The organism is Cryobacterium sp. AP27, assembly GCF_056680495.1.
Genome location: NZ_CM155285.1, coordinates 1,929,244 through 1,941,530, shown reverse-complemented (window position 1 = coordinate 1,941,530; position 12,287 = coordinate 1,929,244). Strand labels below are relative to the sequence as shown.

The 12,287-nt window shown below is 66.7% G+C and carries 13 protein-coding genes and 2 tRNA genes; 8 read left to right on the top strand and 7 right to left on the bottom strand.

What is annotated here, in order from left to right:
- Positions 1 to 8: 8 nt before the first annotated feature.
- From AC1MB9_RS09280 to orn, 4 genes are all read right to left on the bottom strand, one after another.
- Complete coding sequence (locus AC1MB9_RS09280; RefSeq protein ID WP_479961675.1) at positions 9 to 1,283, bottom strand: D-alanyl-D-alanine carboxypeptidase family protein; 1,275 nt, start codon at positions 1,281 to 1,283, stop codon at positions 9 to 11.
- 24 nt (positions 1,284 to 1,307) lie between these two features.
- Positions 1,308 to 1,658, bottom strand: coding sequence for a metallopeptidase family protein (locus AC1MB9_RS09275; RefSeq protein WP_479961674.1), 351 nt, complete (start codon positions 1,656 to 1,658; stop codon positions 1,308 to 1,310).
- Between the two features lie 35 nt (positions 1,659 to 1,693).
- Positions 1,694 to 1,769: transfer RNA gene (locus AC1MB9_RS09270), tRNA-His, on the bottom strand.
- 42 nt (positions 1,770 to 1,811) lie between these two features.
- Positions 1,812 to 2,435, bottom strand: coding sequence for an oligoribonuclease (gene orn / locus AC1MB9_RS09265; protein ID WP_479961673.1), 624 nt, complete (start codon positions 2,433 to 2,435; stop codon positions 1,812 to 1,814).
- 105 nt (positions 2,436 to 2,540) lie between these two features.
- Here orn and AC1MB9_RS09260 point away from each other — a divergent pair, with 105 nt between their 5' ends.
- Positions 2,541 to 2,801, top strand: a complete 261-nt coding sequence (locus AC1MB9_RS09260; RefSeq protein ID WP_479961672.1) for a thioredoxin family protein — start codon at positions 2,541 to 2,543, stop codon at positions 2,799 to 2,801.
- Here AC1MB9_RS09260 and AC1MB9_RS09255 read toward each other — a convergent pair.
- Positions 2,798 to 3,388, bottom strand: a complete 591-nt coding sequence (locus tag AC1MB9_RS09255; protein ID WP_479961671.1) for a TetR/AcrR family transcriptional regulator — start codon at positions 3,386 to 3,388, stop codon at positions 2,798 to 2,800. The two genes, AC1MB9_RS09260 and AC1MB9_RS09255, sit on opposite strands and share 4 nt — an antisense overlap.
- A gap of 136 nt (positions 3,389 to 3,524) precedes the next feature.
- On the opposite strand from AC1MB9_RS09255, the gene AC1MB9_RS09250 reads away from it, so the two are divergent.
- A tRNA-Arg gene (locus tag AC1MB9_RS09250) sits at positions 3,525 to 3,600 on the top strand.
- An 82-nt stretch (positions 3,601 to 3,682) separates the two neighbouring features.
- Here AC1MB9_RS09250 and AC1MB9_RS09245 read toward each other — a convergent pair.
- On the bottom strand, positions 3,683 to 5,179 hold the full coding sequence (locus tag AC1MB9_RS09245) for an HNH endonuclease signature motif containing protein (RefSeq protein WP_479961670.1): 1,497 nt from the start codon (positions 5,177 to 5,179) through the stop codon (positions 3,683 to 3,685).
- A 173-nt stretch (positions 5,180 to 5,352) separates the two neighbouring features.
- Positions 5,353 to 5,562, bottom strand: a complete 210-nt coding sequence (locus tag AC1MB9_RS09240; RefSeq protein ID WP_479961669.1) for a hypothetical protein — start codon at positions 5,560 to 5,562, stop codon at positions 5,353 to 5,355.
- Positions 5,563 to 5,742: 180 nt separating this feature from the next.
- Here AC1MB9_RS09240 and AC1MB9_RS09235 point away from each other — a divergent pair, with 180 nt between their 5' ends.
- From AC1MB9_RS09235 to AC1MB9_RS09210, 6 genes are all read left to right on the top strand, one after another.
- Positions 5,743 to 7,245, top strand: a complete 1,503-nt coding sequence (locus tag AC1MB9_RS09235; RefSeq protein ID WP_479961668.1) for a CoA-acylating methylmalonate-semialdehyde dehydrogenase — start codon at positions 5,743 to 5,745, stop codon at positions 7,243 to 7,245.
- Positions 7,245 to 8,387 (top strand): acyl-CoA dehydrogenase family protein, encoded by a 1,143-nt coding sequence (locus AC1MB9_RS09230; RefSeq protein WP_479961667.1) that lies wholly within the window; start codon positions 7,245 to 7,247, stop codon positions 8,385 to 8,387. The genes AC1MB9_RS09235 and AC1MB9_RS09230 overlap by 1 nt, the downstream gene beginning before the upstream one ends.
- Positions 8,384 to 9,490, top strand: a complete 1,107-nt coding sequence (locus AC1MB9_RS09225; RefSeq protein WP_479961666.1) for an enoyl-CoA hydratase/isomerase family protein — start codon at positions 8,384 to 8,386, stop codon at positions 9,488 to 9,490. Before AC1MB9_RS09230 ends, AC1MB9_RS09225 begins: the two co-directional genes overlap by 4 nt.
- Positions 9,487 to 10,407: a 3-hydroxyisobutyrate dehydrogenase gene (mmsB, locus tag AC1MB9_RS09220; RefSeq protein WP_479961665.1), complete on the top strand. Its 921-nt coding sequence runs from the start codon at positions 9,487 to 9,489 to the stop codon at positions 10,405 to 10,407. The genes AC1MB9_RS09225 and mmsB overlap by 4 nt, the downstream gene beginning before the upstream one ends.
- 72 nt (positions 10,408 to 10,479) lie before the next feature.
- Positions 10,480 to 11,262, top strand: a complete 783-nt coding sequence (locus tag AC1MB9_RS09215; RefSeq protein WP_479961664.1) for an electron transfer flavoprotein subunit beta/FixA family protein — start codon at positions 10,480 to 10,482, stop codon at positions 11,260 to 11,262.
- A 15-nt stretch (positions 11,263 to 11,277) separates the two neighbouring features.
- Positions 11,278 to 12,249 (top strand): electron transfer flavoprotein subunit alpha/FixB family protein, encoded by a 972-nt coding sequence (locus tag AC1MB9_RS09210; protein WP_479961663.1) that lies wholly within the window; start codon positions 11,278 to 11,280, stop codon positions 12,247 to 12,249.
- The last annotated feature ends 38 nt before the right edge of the window (positions 12,250 to 12,287 follow it).

Genomic DNA, 12,287 nt, shown 5'->3' with positions numbered 1-12,287 from the left:
CGGGGATGTTACCTGGAATCGAGGAGCGCGGTGATGAGGGGCACCGGGTGCAGCAGGCGCCAGCCCGCGCCCGGGGCGGAGATGGTGCGGTCGAGTTTGAGCGTGGACGAGGCCTCGCCCGCCGTGCTGTCTACCGTCACGCGGCCGATGATGGTTCCGGCCCGGCCCGTTGTCACCGGGTCGAGGTCGATCGACGGTTCCACGGGCGGGGCGGCCTGCCACGCGAAGGTGTTCCTGGTGAGGCCGACGGTGGCGGACGAGGTCGCGCCCCATGCCGTGTTCAACCGCACGTAGGGGTCGCCCTGGTTCAGAATGGGCAGCTCGGTCACCCCGTCGGTCGCGCTCGTCATGAGTGCGGCGAGGTCGGCGTCGAGGGTGGTGTAGTCGGGTTCGCCCACAATGGCGCCGGCGAAGACAAATGTCTGGTCGCCGCTCTCCACCCTCGCGGTGAACAGAAAGCACACCCCGGCAGCGTCGGTGTAGCTGCGGGAGATGCCGGTGATGCCGAGTTCGGGAAGGTATGCGGTTGTGTTGTCGATGCCTCGACGGTCGGCGAGAGCGGATGCCGGACTCGCCAGGATCGCCGCGATCACCGGGTCGCCGGCGGCGAGCCCGGCCAGTGCGGCGAGGTCGGTTCCCGTGCCCGCGCTCGCGTCGTGCAGGCCGGTGGCGTCGACGACGGCGGTGTGGTCGAAGCCCTGCTTGGCCAGCCAGGCGTTGGCCGCCTCGACGTAGGCATCAACGGACCCGAATGCCCAGCGTGCGATGGTGTCGGCGTGGTTGTTGCTGGAGCCGAGCAGCATGGCCTGCAGGAGTTCCTGCTCGCTCCAGACCTCGCCCGCGAACACCGTCACGGCGCGTGACCCCTGTGCGGTGTAGTCGAGGTAGCTCTGGTAGTCGGCCGTGCTGAGGGTTACGGCGGGACCGGGTTGCCCCACCTCGACGGGTTTGGCGTCCAGCACGACCAGGGCCGTGATGACCTTCGCGATGGCGGCGAGGGGCAGTGGTGTGGTGCTGCCGGCTGCGGCCATGGGGGTGAGGGGCACGGTCGGCGCCACGATGGCTCCGGAGTCGTCAACCGTCAGCGCGGTCACGGCGCTGGAGCCGGCAGCGGGCAGCACCGGGGGGCTCACGGTCGCGGCCGAGGCCGGGGGAGGGAGCAGCGTGGTGGTCGCGGTAGGCAGGGGACCCAGCAGTGTGAGCGGGCCGTAGACGCCGATGGCGAGAATGGCCACGGTTCCCACCATCACACCGATGAAACGGCCGGGGCGGAATCTGCTCATGCACCAAGGGTAACCCGCGGGCGGCTACGCCCAGCCGAGCTCGTGCAGCCTGTCGTCGTCAATCCCGTAGAAGTGGGCGATCTCGTGAACGAGGGTGATGTGCACCTGGTCGCGCAGTTCGTCCTGATCGGCGCAGATGGCGAGGAGCGGTTCGCGGTACAGCACTATGCGGTCGGGCATCTCGCCGAAACCGTACTGGCCGCGCTCGGTGAGGGCGACGCCGTCATAGAGTCCGAGCACATCGAGTGTGCCGTCTTCGGGCCGGTCCTCGACGACGAAGATGACGTTGTCGAGGCCGTCGACCATGTCATCGGGGAGCAGGTCGAGCTCGTCGACGACGAGACGTTCGAATTCGGACTCGTCGAGGTGCAGCATCCGCGGGGATACCGGTCATGAGGACCGAAACTACATGGGGTGAGTAACGGGGATTGAACCCGCGACCTCCTAGACCACAACCAGGCGCTCTGCCAACTGAGCTATACCCACCATGCGTCCCTCACTCTTGCGAGCAAGGGCAACTCATGAAGTCTATAACACCGCGGGACCGAAGTTCGACACGACGTCGTCAGATTGTGTTTTTGCCTCGTCGCTCGTGGGCCCGGGGTCGGACACGAAGACGGTCTGGCGGTAATACGCGAGTTCCCGAATCGATTCGAGAATGTCGGCGAGGGCGCGGTGGCCGCCGTCCTTGGCCGGGGCGTTGAAATACACGCGCGGGTACCAGCGGCGGGCGAGCTCCTTGATGGAAGAGACATCCACGTTGCGGTAGTGCAGGTGCTTGTCCAGACGCGGCATGTACCGGGTGAGGAACGCGCGGTCGGTGCCGATGGAGTTTCCGGCGAGCGGAGCCTTCTGGTCCTCGGGTATGAACTTGAGGATGTACTCAATCACCTGAAACTCGGCCTCGGCGGCGCTGACGCCGTTCGGGATCTCGGTGAGCAGCCCCGAGGTCGTGTGCATGTTGCGCACGAAGTCGCCCATGTTTTCGAGCGCCGAGGCGTCGGGTTTGATGATGATGTCGAGCCCCGGGTCGATCACGTTGAGGTCGTAGTCGGTGATGACCACCGCGATCTCCACTAGTTCGTCTTTGTCCAGGTCGAGACCGGTCATTTCACAGTCGATCCAGACGAGCCGGTCCTTGCTTTTTATCATGGGGCAAGTCTAACTGTGAGCGGTTCCGCGCTTGATTCGCACAGGCGCCCGGGGGCCGCAAACGGTAAACTGAAGTCGACGATTTCCGCTCACGAAAGAGACTCGATGCAATTCACCCTCTATTCCGCCGCATTCTGCGAGCCCTGCGCTCAGACCAGGGCCGTATTGAAGGAGGCGCTGCGTCTCATTCCCACTGCCAGCCTGGTGGAATTGGATGTTGCGGCGCACGGCGAAGAGGCGGAGGCCAACTTCATTCGCAACACTCCCACGGTGGTCATTGCGAAAGAAGACGGCACCGAGGTGTATCGGGCCCACGGGGTGCCGTCCCTCGACCAGGTTCTCGTGGGGGCCGCCAAGGCTCTTTAGTCGGGGGCGGGAACCGACACGAGGGCGCGGATGGTCGATCCGACTGACGACGTCGCTTCCGTCTCGGGCAGCCGTCCGGCGCGGATCTCGGTCGACGCGCCGTGCAGAATCGAGAAAAAGCACGCGGTGAGCCACACGGAAGACTGGTCTGTTCTGAAGGATCCGTCCTTCTGACCGCGTTCGATAAGACCACGCACTCGCAGCATCGTCTGGTCGTGATGATCGCGGATCCTGTCGATGCCGAGTTCCTGTTCGGCGGCACCGACCAGGCCATGGACGCGTTCGATGATTCGCCACGACGACGTTACGAGCAGATCGAGCGCGGCGAATGGAGCCCCGTCGAGGGTGAGGCCGCTGAGCCGCTCGTTCACCTCACGCATGGTGACTTCCACGATCGCCTCGACGAGGTCTCTGCGGGAGGAAAAATGGCCGTACAGCGTCACCCGGCCGACACCTGCGAACTGGGCGATTTCGGCCATGCTCGCCCGGGGGTTTGCGGCCAGGCACGTCACGGCAGCGTCCATGATCGCTGCACGATTGCGTTGAGCATCGGCTCGAAGGTTGCGTTCTGCCGGTTCTGCGGTCATGGTCACAACCATATCTCAAACGGTGATGTACGGATTATTCCGGGGTGACGAGCCTGCGCGTCGGAGGGCCTGGCGACCCGGGACACCGACGATGTCCGGGTCTCTGGGGTACTCCGGTAGAATCGACAAGCCACCTGCCCCCGTAGCTCAGTGGATAGAGCAGCGGCCTTCTAATCCGCTTGTCGTAGGTTCGATTCCTACCGGGGGCACCAGAATTCCGGGCATGCGCACATGGCCACGCACCCGAGAGCCTCACCGGCGGTCCTCTCCAGGCCGATCAGTGCCGCAGGGCGTTCATCGAGCACCGTGCCGGAGCGGTGACCGTGGCTTCAGCGGTGGCGTGCCGACCAGCCGAATGGGCGTGCGGGTCGGGTCGGCGGCCAATGGTGGGATCAACCAGTGCTCCAAGCCGCTACCGGTGCCGATGCGGGTGATCTGCCACCCGTCGTTATGCAGGCGGAGGTGGTCGCGGGCGCAGAGCAGGATGCCATCGTCGAGGTCGGTGAGTCCGCCGCCGTCCGCCCAACCGTGCAGGTGATGCGCTTCGCAGTGGCTGGGCGGGCGGTGACAGTCGGGCCAGAGACACCCGCCATCTCGAAGGGCGAGGGCCGCGCGTTGCGCCTGCGTGAAGAGGCGCTGTTCCCTGCCTACATCCAGCACGGTGCCGTCCCGACTGAACAACACGGGGATGAAGCCGGCGGTGCAGATCGACCGGTCGATGGTGGTCGTCGGGACCGCGTCCGGGGTTCCTTCGATGAATCCGTCTGTCAGAACCAGTTCGCTCGAGGTACCCCGCGAGGGTGTCGGTGCTGGAGTGCCTGTTGCAGTGACGACGAGCTTCACCGACGGGCGGATTCGGCCGAAGAGGGTGCCGGGGTCGGCGGCCGCGGCGACCTTGATCACTTCGATGAGTGCCTCGGCGGCGATCTGGTCCGTGGAGCGTGGGTCGTCGATGATGCGCTGCGCGCGTTCCTTCTCGCCCTTCTCCACAAACCGGGGGCCGCCGGTGCGGGGTCCGGTGGTCTGCAGCAGGAAGTCCGTGAAGTAGGCGCCGTTCTCCGGGTCCAGTTCGAAGGAGCCGTGCAGCATCCCGTCGGGTTTGTCCCACACCCGCAGGTATTGCCGGGCGCGCATGGCGTCGGCGCGGGAGGCGACACCGGCGGCATCGATGGAGTCCCGGCACTGGCGGGCCGCCTTCGCCGCCTGGTCCGCATTACCGGAGCGGCACGTCTCGATGAGGCCGACGACGGCGTCGGTGAGCATCGCCTCCGTCACCCCGATCGCCGGTTGTCCGAGGCCCCGGCGGATCGCGGTCGCGCACTCGGTGCTGAGGGTTCCGTCGCTGACGGCGGTGCCGAGCGGTGCGAACCAGGGCACGTGCACGTCGACCGGCGGCGCGTCCGGGTGTTCAACAGCCTGAGCCTCGGCCTGCTTCTGGCGGGCCCGGGCGGTTTCGGCTTCGGTGGCCATGGTGCCGGCCTCGATCAGGCGGCGAGTATCCGCTTTCGTAGTGCCGCCGCCACCGCCCAGGGACTGCACGTAGTCCTCGGGACTGGGGTAACCCTTCTTCCGGGCGAGGCCCTCGCGGCCGAGCTGCCAGTCGGAGCGGGCGGCGACGTTCGCCGCCGACAGCGCTAGGTACGTGGCGACCTCGCGGGAGAGCCGGGCAACGGCCCGGTGGGTGTTCTCCGACTCATCGTCGGAGAGCTCCGCGAACGACGCCGCGGATATACCCGACCGGGCCAGGGACCCGGTCAGTTCAACGAAAACACCGTCAATGGTGGTTGTCATGAGATAAGTGTGACAGCGACCACTGACACTGAGGAGCTCCGGGAAGCCATCGAACTCCAGCGTCGCATGGACCCGTCCCGCGCCCGTCGAACTGTGCGTCAACCGCCGCCTCGGCCGATGCGTGCCGCGTGTGCGGCCGCGGGCCTCGGAATCATTGTTCCGATAGGCGGGCCCTACTGGCGGGCGTTGAGCAGGTGGATCACGAATCCGACAACAAGCTGAAAGCCGATTCCGGTCAACAGGCGTGACTTGGCCTTCTTGCCCGTCTTCGCCGTCGCGTTCGCCGGGCCGACCGCCTTGCCGAGCAGGCCCTTGAGCCAGCGCGGTGCCTCGGGCAGCGTGTAGCGGTCCATGCCGGGCGGGTCATCGTCGCGGTCGTTCATGCGTGCGCGTCCGTTCTGTCGAGAAACCCTTACTCGACGGTACCGCGAGAAGCGTCGCTGGGGAAGATGGCGTGCGAACGCGGCGTGGCAAGAACATGCAAGTCATAGTAATTAGTTGCACTTCCTAGTATATTGGCCTCATGCGCTCACCAGGGTGGTGGCATGAAGGGTAGGAACTCAATGGTTCGCGAATTGACGCATTTCATCGGTGGCCAACATGTCGCCGGAACATCCGGACGGTTCAGCGACGTTTTCGATCCGAACACCGGATCGGTGCAGGCCAGGGTGCCGCTCGCCGGCAACGCGGAAATCGACGCGGCCATCATCAACGCCGAAGAAGCCCAGGTGGCCTGGGGTGCGTGGAACCCGCAGCGCCGTGCGCGCGTCCTCTTGAAGTTTCTTGACCTGGTGGCCAAGGACATGGATTCCCTCGCCCGTCTGCTCTCCTCCGAGCACGGCAAGACCGTCGCCGACGCGCGGGGCGACATTCAGCGTGGCGTGGAGGTCATCGAGTTCGCCGTTGGAGCACCGCACCTGCTCAAGGGTGAATACACCGAGGGCGCCGGCACCGGAATCGACGTCTACTCGATGCGCCAACCGCTCGGCGTGGTCGCGGGCATCACCCCCTTCAACTTTCCGGCGATGATCCCGCTCTGGAAAATGGGCCCGGCGCTCGCGGCAGGCAACTCTTTCATTCTCAAGCCCTCCGAACGCGATCCCTCCGTTCCCTTGCGCATCGCCGAGCTGTTCCTCGAAGCGGGACTGCCCGCCGGCGTTCTCAATGTGGTCAACGGTGACAAAGAAGCAGTGGATGCCCTGCTCATCGACGAGCGGGTCAAGGCCATCGGCTTCGTGGGGTCAACCCCGATCGCGCAGTACATTTACCAGACCGCCGCGGCGCACGGAAAACGAGCCCAGTGCTTCGGCGGTGCCAAGAACCACATGATCGTGATGCCCGACGCCGACCTCGACCAGGTTGCCGACGCCCTCATCGGTGCCGGCTACGGCTCGGCGGGGGAGCGGTGCATGGCGATCTCCGTCGCGGTTCCCGTGGGCAAGGAGACCGGGGATGCACTCGCCGCCAAGCTCACCGAACGGGTGAAGGCGCTGACCATCGGTCATTCGCTCGATGAATCGGCGGACTATGGACCCTTGATCAACCGGGACGCGGTGACCCGGGTGTCCGCGGCGATCCAGGCCGGCATCGACGCGGGCGCCGAGCTGATCGCCGACGGCCGCGGCCACGAGGTCGCCGGCTACGAGTCCGGATTCTTCCTCGGCCCGACCCTGTTCGACCACGTCACGACCGACATGGAGCTGTATCAGGAGGAGGTCTTCGGCCCGGTGCTCATCGTCACCCGAGCCGACACCTATGAGGATGCGCTCGCGCTGGCATCCGACCACAAGTACGGAAACGGAGTGTCGATTTTCACCCGCGACGGCGACACCGCCCGTGACTTCAGCGCCCGCGTGCAGGTGGGTATGGTGGGTGTCAACGTGCCCATTCCGGTGCCGATCGCGTACCACACCTTCGGCGGCTGGAAGAAGTCGGGATTCGGTGACCTCAACCAGCACGGCCCCGACGCGTTCCGGTTCTACACCAAGACCAAGACGGTCACATCGCGCTGGCCGTCCGGAATCAAAGAGGGAGCGAGCTTCGTTATGCCGCTGATGCACGAGTGATGTCCACTCTCACAGAAGAACAACAGGCCATCGTCGAGGCGGTTCGAGACTTCTCCCGGTCGGAGCTGGCCCCGCACGCCGTCGAATGGGACCAGAACAAGCATTTCCCGGTCGACGTGCTGCGCCAGGCCGGTGAAATCGGACTCGGCGGCATCTACGCGCAGGACGACGTGGGCGGATCGGGGCTGAGCCGCAGCGACGCCGTGCTCATTTTCGAGGAACTCGCCAAGGGTGACACCACGATTGCCGCCTACATCTCCATTCACAACATGGTGGTGTGGATGATCGACAGCTTCGGCACCGACGAGCAGCGGCACCAGTGGGTCCCGCGACTCGCCACCATGGAGCACCTCGGTAGCTACTGCCTGACCGAGCCGGACGCCGGTTCGGACGCGGCCGCACTCACCACGTCCGCTGTGCGGGACGGGGACGACTTCGTACTCAACGGGGTCAAGCAGTTCATCTCGGGCGCCGGCACGTCGGCCGTGTACGTCGTGATGGCTCGAACCGGCGCTGCCGGGCCGAAAGGCATCAGCGCGATCATTGTGCCGGCGGATGTCGATGGCCTCTCTTTCGGACCCAACGAGAAAAAGATGGGCTGGAACGCACAACCGACCCGGCAGGTGATCCTCGACAACGTTCGGGTGCCGGTCGCAAACCTGTTGGGCCAGGAGGGCGGCGGATTCACGATCGCCATGAAGGGCCTCAACGGCGGTCGAGTGAACATGGGCGCCTGCTCCCTCGGCGGCGCCCAGTGGGCGCTCGACCAGACCGTGCGCTACGTGAAGGAACGCAAGGCCTTCGGAAAACTGCTCGCCGAGCAGCAGTCTCTCGTCTTCACCCTCGCCGACATGGAAACGGAGCTGCAGGCCGCCCGTGGCCTGCTGCAGCGCGCGGCGCTCGCCATCGACGATGACGACTCGGATGCCGCGTCACTGTGCGCCATGGCGAAGCGCTTCGCGACGGACGCGGCGTTCACGACGGCGAACTCGGCGCTGCAACTTCACGGCGGTTACGGGTACCTGTCCGAATACGGGATCGAAAAGGTCGTCCGCGACCTCCGTGTGCACCAGATCCTCGAGGGGACCAACGAGATCATGCGCCTCATCGTGGGCCGAGCACTCCTGGAGGGACCCGCATGAGCGACGCGCCGATGCCGGAGCCCGAGGTGCTCGTCACCCGTGAGGGACGGCTGGGACACCTGACCCTGAACCGGCCGCGAGCCATCAACGCCCTGACCCACCCCATGGTGACGCTGATGCAGTCCGCCCTCGACGAGTGGACGCATGACGACGCGGTGCAGACGGTGCTGCTGACCGGAAGCGGAGACCGCGGGCTCTGCGCCGGCGGCGACATCGTGTCGCTCTACCGCGATGCGGTCTCCGGTGACGGGCAGGAATCGGCCCGGTTCTGGGCCGACGAATACCGGCTCAATGCCACGATCAGCACCTACCCCAAGCCATACGTTGCCCTGATGGACGGCGTCGTGCTCGGTGGAGGTGTCGGTGTGTCTGCCCACGCGTCGCACCGGATCGTGACCGAACGATCGAAGATCGGTATGCCGGAGACGGCGATTGGATTCGTACCCGACGTCGGCGGCAGCTGGCTGCTCTCCCACGCCCCGGGGGAGCTCGGCACCTACCTCGCCCTGACCGCGAGAATGGTGGGCGCCGGGGACGCGATCGCACTCGGCCTCGCCGACACCTTCGTCCAGTCGCGCCGTATCCCCGAACTGATCGCGCTGCTCGCCACGACGCCGGCCGACGACGCGATCGCTCTGGTCAGCGAACCCGCCCCGGCGTCGCCGTTGCTCGCCGATCGGGCTTGGATCGACGCGGCTTTCGCCGGGGACGATGTCGGCCGGATCCTCGAGCGGCTGAGCGTCGCACCGACCGATACCGCCCGGGACACGCTCGACCTCGTCGCGGCGAAATCACCGACGGCGCTCGCCGTGACCCTGGCCGCCCTGCGGCGGGCGGCGCACCTCGACTGCCTCGAGGACGCGCTGCGGCAGGAGTACCGGGTGTCGGTTCGCGCGTTCTTCGCGCCGGACTTCGCCGAGGGGGTGCGAGCGCAGGTGATCGACAAAGACCGCACGCCCCGGTGGAACCCGGCGACCCTCGACGAGGTCGACGCCGACTCCATCGCCGCCTTCTTCGACCCGCTCGGCGATGCCGAGCTGAACCTCCCCGACCGCTCCGGCTCGCTGCCGCTACAACGACGTAGAGAAGAGACCCCGAAATGACCACCTCGATCGCATTCCTCGGACTGGGCCACATGGGTGGCCCCATGGCCGCCAACCTCGTCACCGCCGGCTACACGGTGACCGCCTTCGATCTCATGCCCGCAGCCGTGAGCTCGGCTCGGGAGGCGGGTATCACGGTGGCCGACACCGCAGCTGATGCCGTGGCATCCGCCGACATCGTCATCACCATGCTGCCCGCCGGTCGCCACGTCATCGCCGCCTATACGGGCACCGTCGAGGAACCGGGCCTGCTTGCCGTCGCACGGCCCGGCACGCTGTTCATCGATTCCTCGACCATCGCCGTCGATGATGCCAGAGCGGCGCACGACCTCGCGGTCGCTGCGGGCCACCACCATATGGATGCACCGGTCTCCGGCGGCGTCGTCGGCGCGGTGGCCGGCACGCTCGCCTTCATGGTGGGCGGCTCCGACGAGGACTTCGCGACGGCACTGCCCGTGCTCGAGGTGATGGGCAAGCGCATCGTGCATTGCGGCGGATCCGGCCTGGGGCAGGCCGCCAAGGTGTGCAACAACATGATTCTCGGCGTCTCGATGATCGCGGTGAGCGAGGCGTTCGTGCTCGGCGAGAAACTCGGCCTGAGTCACCAGGCGCTCTTCGATGTGGCGTCGAACGCCTCAGGGCAATGCTGGGCGCTCACGACGAACTGCCCGGTGCCCGGCCCGGTGGAGACGAGTCCAGCCAATCGCGACTTCACCCCCGGTTTCGCCGGCGCGCTGATGGCCAAGGACCTGGGGCTCGCCGAAGAGGCGCTCGCGTCCACGGGCGTGCAGGCCCAGATGGGGTCACTGGCGAGCGCGATCTACCAGCGCTTCGCCGAGGGCGAGGGTGCAACAACCGATTTCTCCGGGATCATCAACGACATCCGGGACCGCAGCTCGGCTGCGGGCACCGCCTGAGTTATCGCGGTTCCTAGTATTTAGTAGCACTTCCTTGTACATTTGGCAGGGTCGAGACCCGAGGAGCGTCGCATGAAAATCGTTGTACTGGTGAAGCAGGTCCCCGACACCTGGGGCGAGCGCCAACTGAATCCCGACACGGGACGGGTGGATCGCGACGCGACCGACCGCGTGATCGATGAGATCGGCGAGCGGGCGCTCGAGGTGGCCCTCACCTATCGCGACGCCCACAAGGGCACCGAGGTCGTGGTGCTCTCCATGGGCCCCGCCTCCGTCACGGCGGCCCTGCGCAAATCGCTCTCCATGGGCGCCGACTCCGCCATCCATGTGCTCGACGACGCACTCGTCGGCGCCGATGTCGGCTGGACCGCGAGGGTGCTGGCCGCCGCGATCACCCGCGCCGGATGCGATCTGGTCGTGGGCGGAAACGAATCCACCGATGGGCGCGGCGGCGTCATTCCCGCCATGATCGCCGAGCACCTCGGCCAGCCGCACCTCGGCTACCTCAACACCGTTGAACTGACCGATGCGCAGGTCGCCGGCGAGCGCACGACGGAATCCGGTCTGGTGCGGGCGCACTGCCCCCTGCCCGCCGTCATCTCGGTCACCGAGTCCCTTCCCGAGGCCCGGTTTCCCAACTTCAAGGGCATCCTCACGGCCAAGAAGAAGCCGCTCGAGGTGCTGTCGTTGGCGGACCTGGGCCTCGACCCTGCCTCCGCGTTCGACGGCCAGGCACGGTCCCGCGTCGTGACCACCAGCCCCCGGCCGGCGCGCAGCGCGGGAACCATCACGGTTGACACGGGCAACGCCGCCGTGGAACTGGCCGACTTTCTTGTCGCCGAACGTCTGATCTAGTCGAAGGAACCGCACATGACGAATATCCTGACTCTCATCGACCTGTCGGCCACCGGCGCCATTGAGAATACGGCCGCCGGCCTTCTCGCCGCGGCCGGGCAGCTCGGCACCCCGGTCGCCGTCGTCGCCGTCGCCCCGGGAGACGGAGACGACCTGACCGAAAGCCTCGGCCGCCTCGGCGCCGAAGCGGTCTATCTCGCCGAAAGCGACGAACGCGGGACCGTGTTTCTCGGAGCCGAAACGGAGGCCCTGACGGCCGCGGCGGCCGTGTACTCACCCGTGGCCGTTCTGCTCGCCGGCACGGCGGACGGCCGCGAGGTTGCCGGACGCGTGGCCGTGCGCCTCGGCGCGGGTCTCATCGTCGACGCCGTCGGCCTGCGCACCGCTGACGGGGCGATCCTTGCCGAGCATTCCGTTTTCGGCGGCGCCTACACGGTCGAGTCCACCGTGGACGGAGGACCGGCCGTGATCACGGTGCGCCCCGGCGCGAGCGATGACGAGGCCACGCCGGTCAGTCCCACCGTGACCCGCGCAAGCGTGTCGGTGACGGCCTCCCGCTACGCGAGAATTGACGGCATCGAGAACACGGGAGCGGTGTCCGCCCGTCCCGAACTCAGCGGCGCTACGACGGTCGTGTCCGGCGGGCGAGGCCTCGGCTCCAAGGAAAACTTCGCCCTCGTCGAGCAGCTCGCCGATGCTCTCGGGGCGGCCGTCGGCGCGTCCCGTGCGGCCGTGGACGCCGGCTACGTCGCGCACTCGGCCCAGGTCGGCCAAACCGGTGTCACCGTGTCACCCCAGCTGTATATCGCACTCGGCATCTCGGGTGCCATCCAGCATCGGGCGGGCATGCAAACGGCGAAGACGATTGTCGCGATCAACAAAGACCCGGATGCGCCTATCTTCGACGTAGCAGATTTCGGCATCGTCGGCGACGTCTTCACCGTCGTGCCGCAACTCATCGATGCCCTCCGCGACCGCGCCAAGTAGCGCGTCCGGCGTCGCTGCGCCACACCGTGAACGATCGA

Bases quoted from the DNA above. Each gene is read 5' to 3' on its own strand.
- AC1MB9_RS09280 (WP_479961675.1), bottom strand. From the start codon at position 1,283: ATGAGCAGATTCCGCCCCGGCCGTTTCATCGGTGTGATGGTGGGAACC.
- AC1MB9_RS09275 (WP_479961674.1), bottom strand. From the start codon at position 1,658: ATGCTGCACCTCGACGAGTCCGAATTCGAACGTCTCGTCGTCGACGAG.
- orn (WP_479961673.1), bottom strand. From the start codon at position 2,435: ATGATAAAAAGCAAGGACCGGCTCGTCTGGATCGACTGTGAAATGACC.
- AC1MB9_RS09260 (WP_479961672.1), top strand. From the start codon at position 2,541: ATGCAATTCACCCTCTATTCCGCCGCATTCTGCGAGCCCTGCGCTCAG.
- AC1MB9_RS09255 (WP_479961671.1), bottom strand. From the start codon at position 3,388: ATGACCGCAGAACCGGCAGAACGCAACCTTCGAGCCGATGCTCAACGC.
- AC1MB9_RS09245 (WP_479961670.1), bottom strand. From the start codon at position 5,179: ATGACAACCACCATTGACGGTGTTTTCGTTGAACTGACCGGGTCCCTG.
- AC1MB9_RS09240 (WP_479961669.1), bottom strand. From the start codon at position 5,562: ATGAACGACCGCGACGATGACCCGCCCGGCATGGACCGCTACACGCTG.
- AC1MB9_RS09235 (WP_479961668.1), top strand. From the start codon at position 5,743: ATGGTTCGCGAATTGACGCATTTCATCGGTGGCCAACATGTCGCCGGA.
- AC1MB9_RS09230 (WP_479961667.1), top strand. From the start codon at position 7,245: ATGTCCACTCTCACAGAAGAACAACAGGCCATCGTCGAGGCGGTTCGA.
- AC1MB9_RS09225 (WP_479961666.1), top strand. From the start codon at position 8,384: ATGAGCGACGCGCCGATGCCGGAGCCCGAGGTGCTCGTCACCCGTGAG.
- mmsB (WP_479961665.1), top strand. From the start codon at position 9,487: ATGACCACCTCGATCGCATTCCTCGGACTGGGCCACATGGGTGGCCCC.
- AC1MB9_RS09215 (WP_479961664.1), top strand. From the start codon at position 10,480: ATGAAAATCGTTGTACTGGTGAAGCAGGTCCCCGACACCTGGGGCGAG.
- AC1MB9_RS09210 (WP_479961663.1), top strand. From the start codon at position 11,278: ATGACGAATATCCTGACTCTCATCGACCTGTCGGCCACCGGCGCCATT.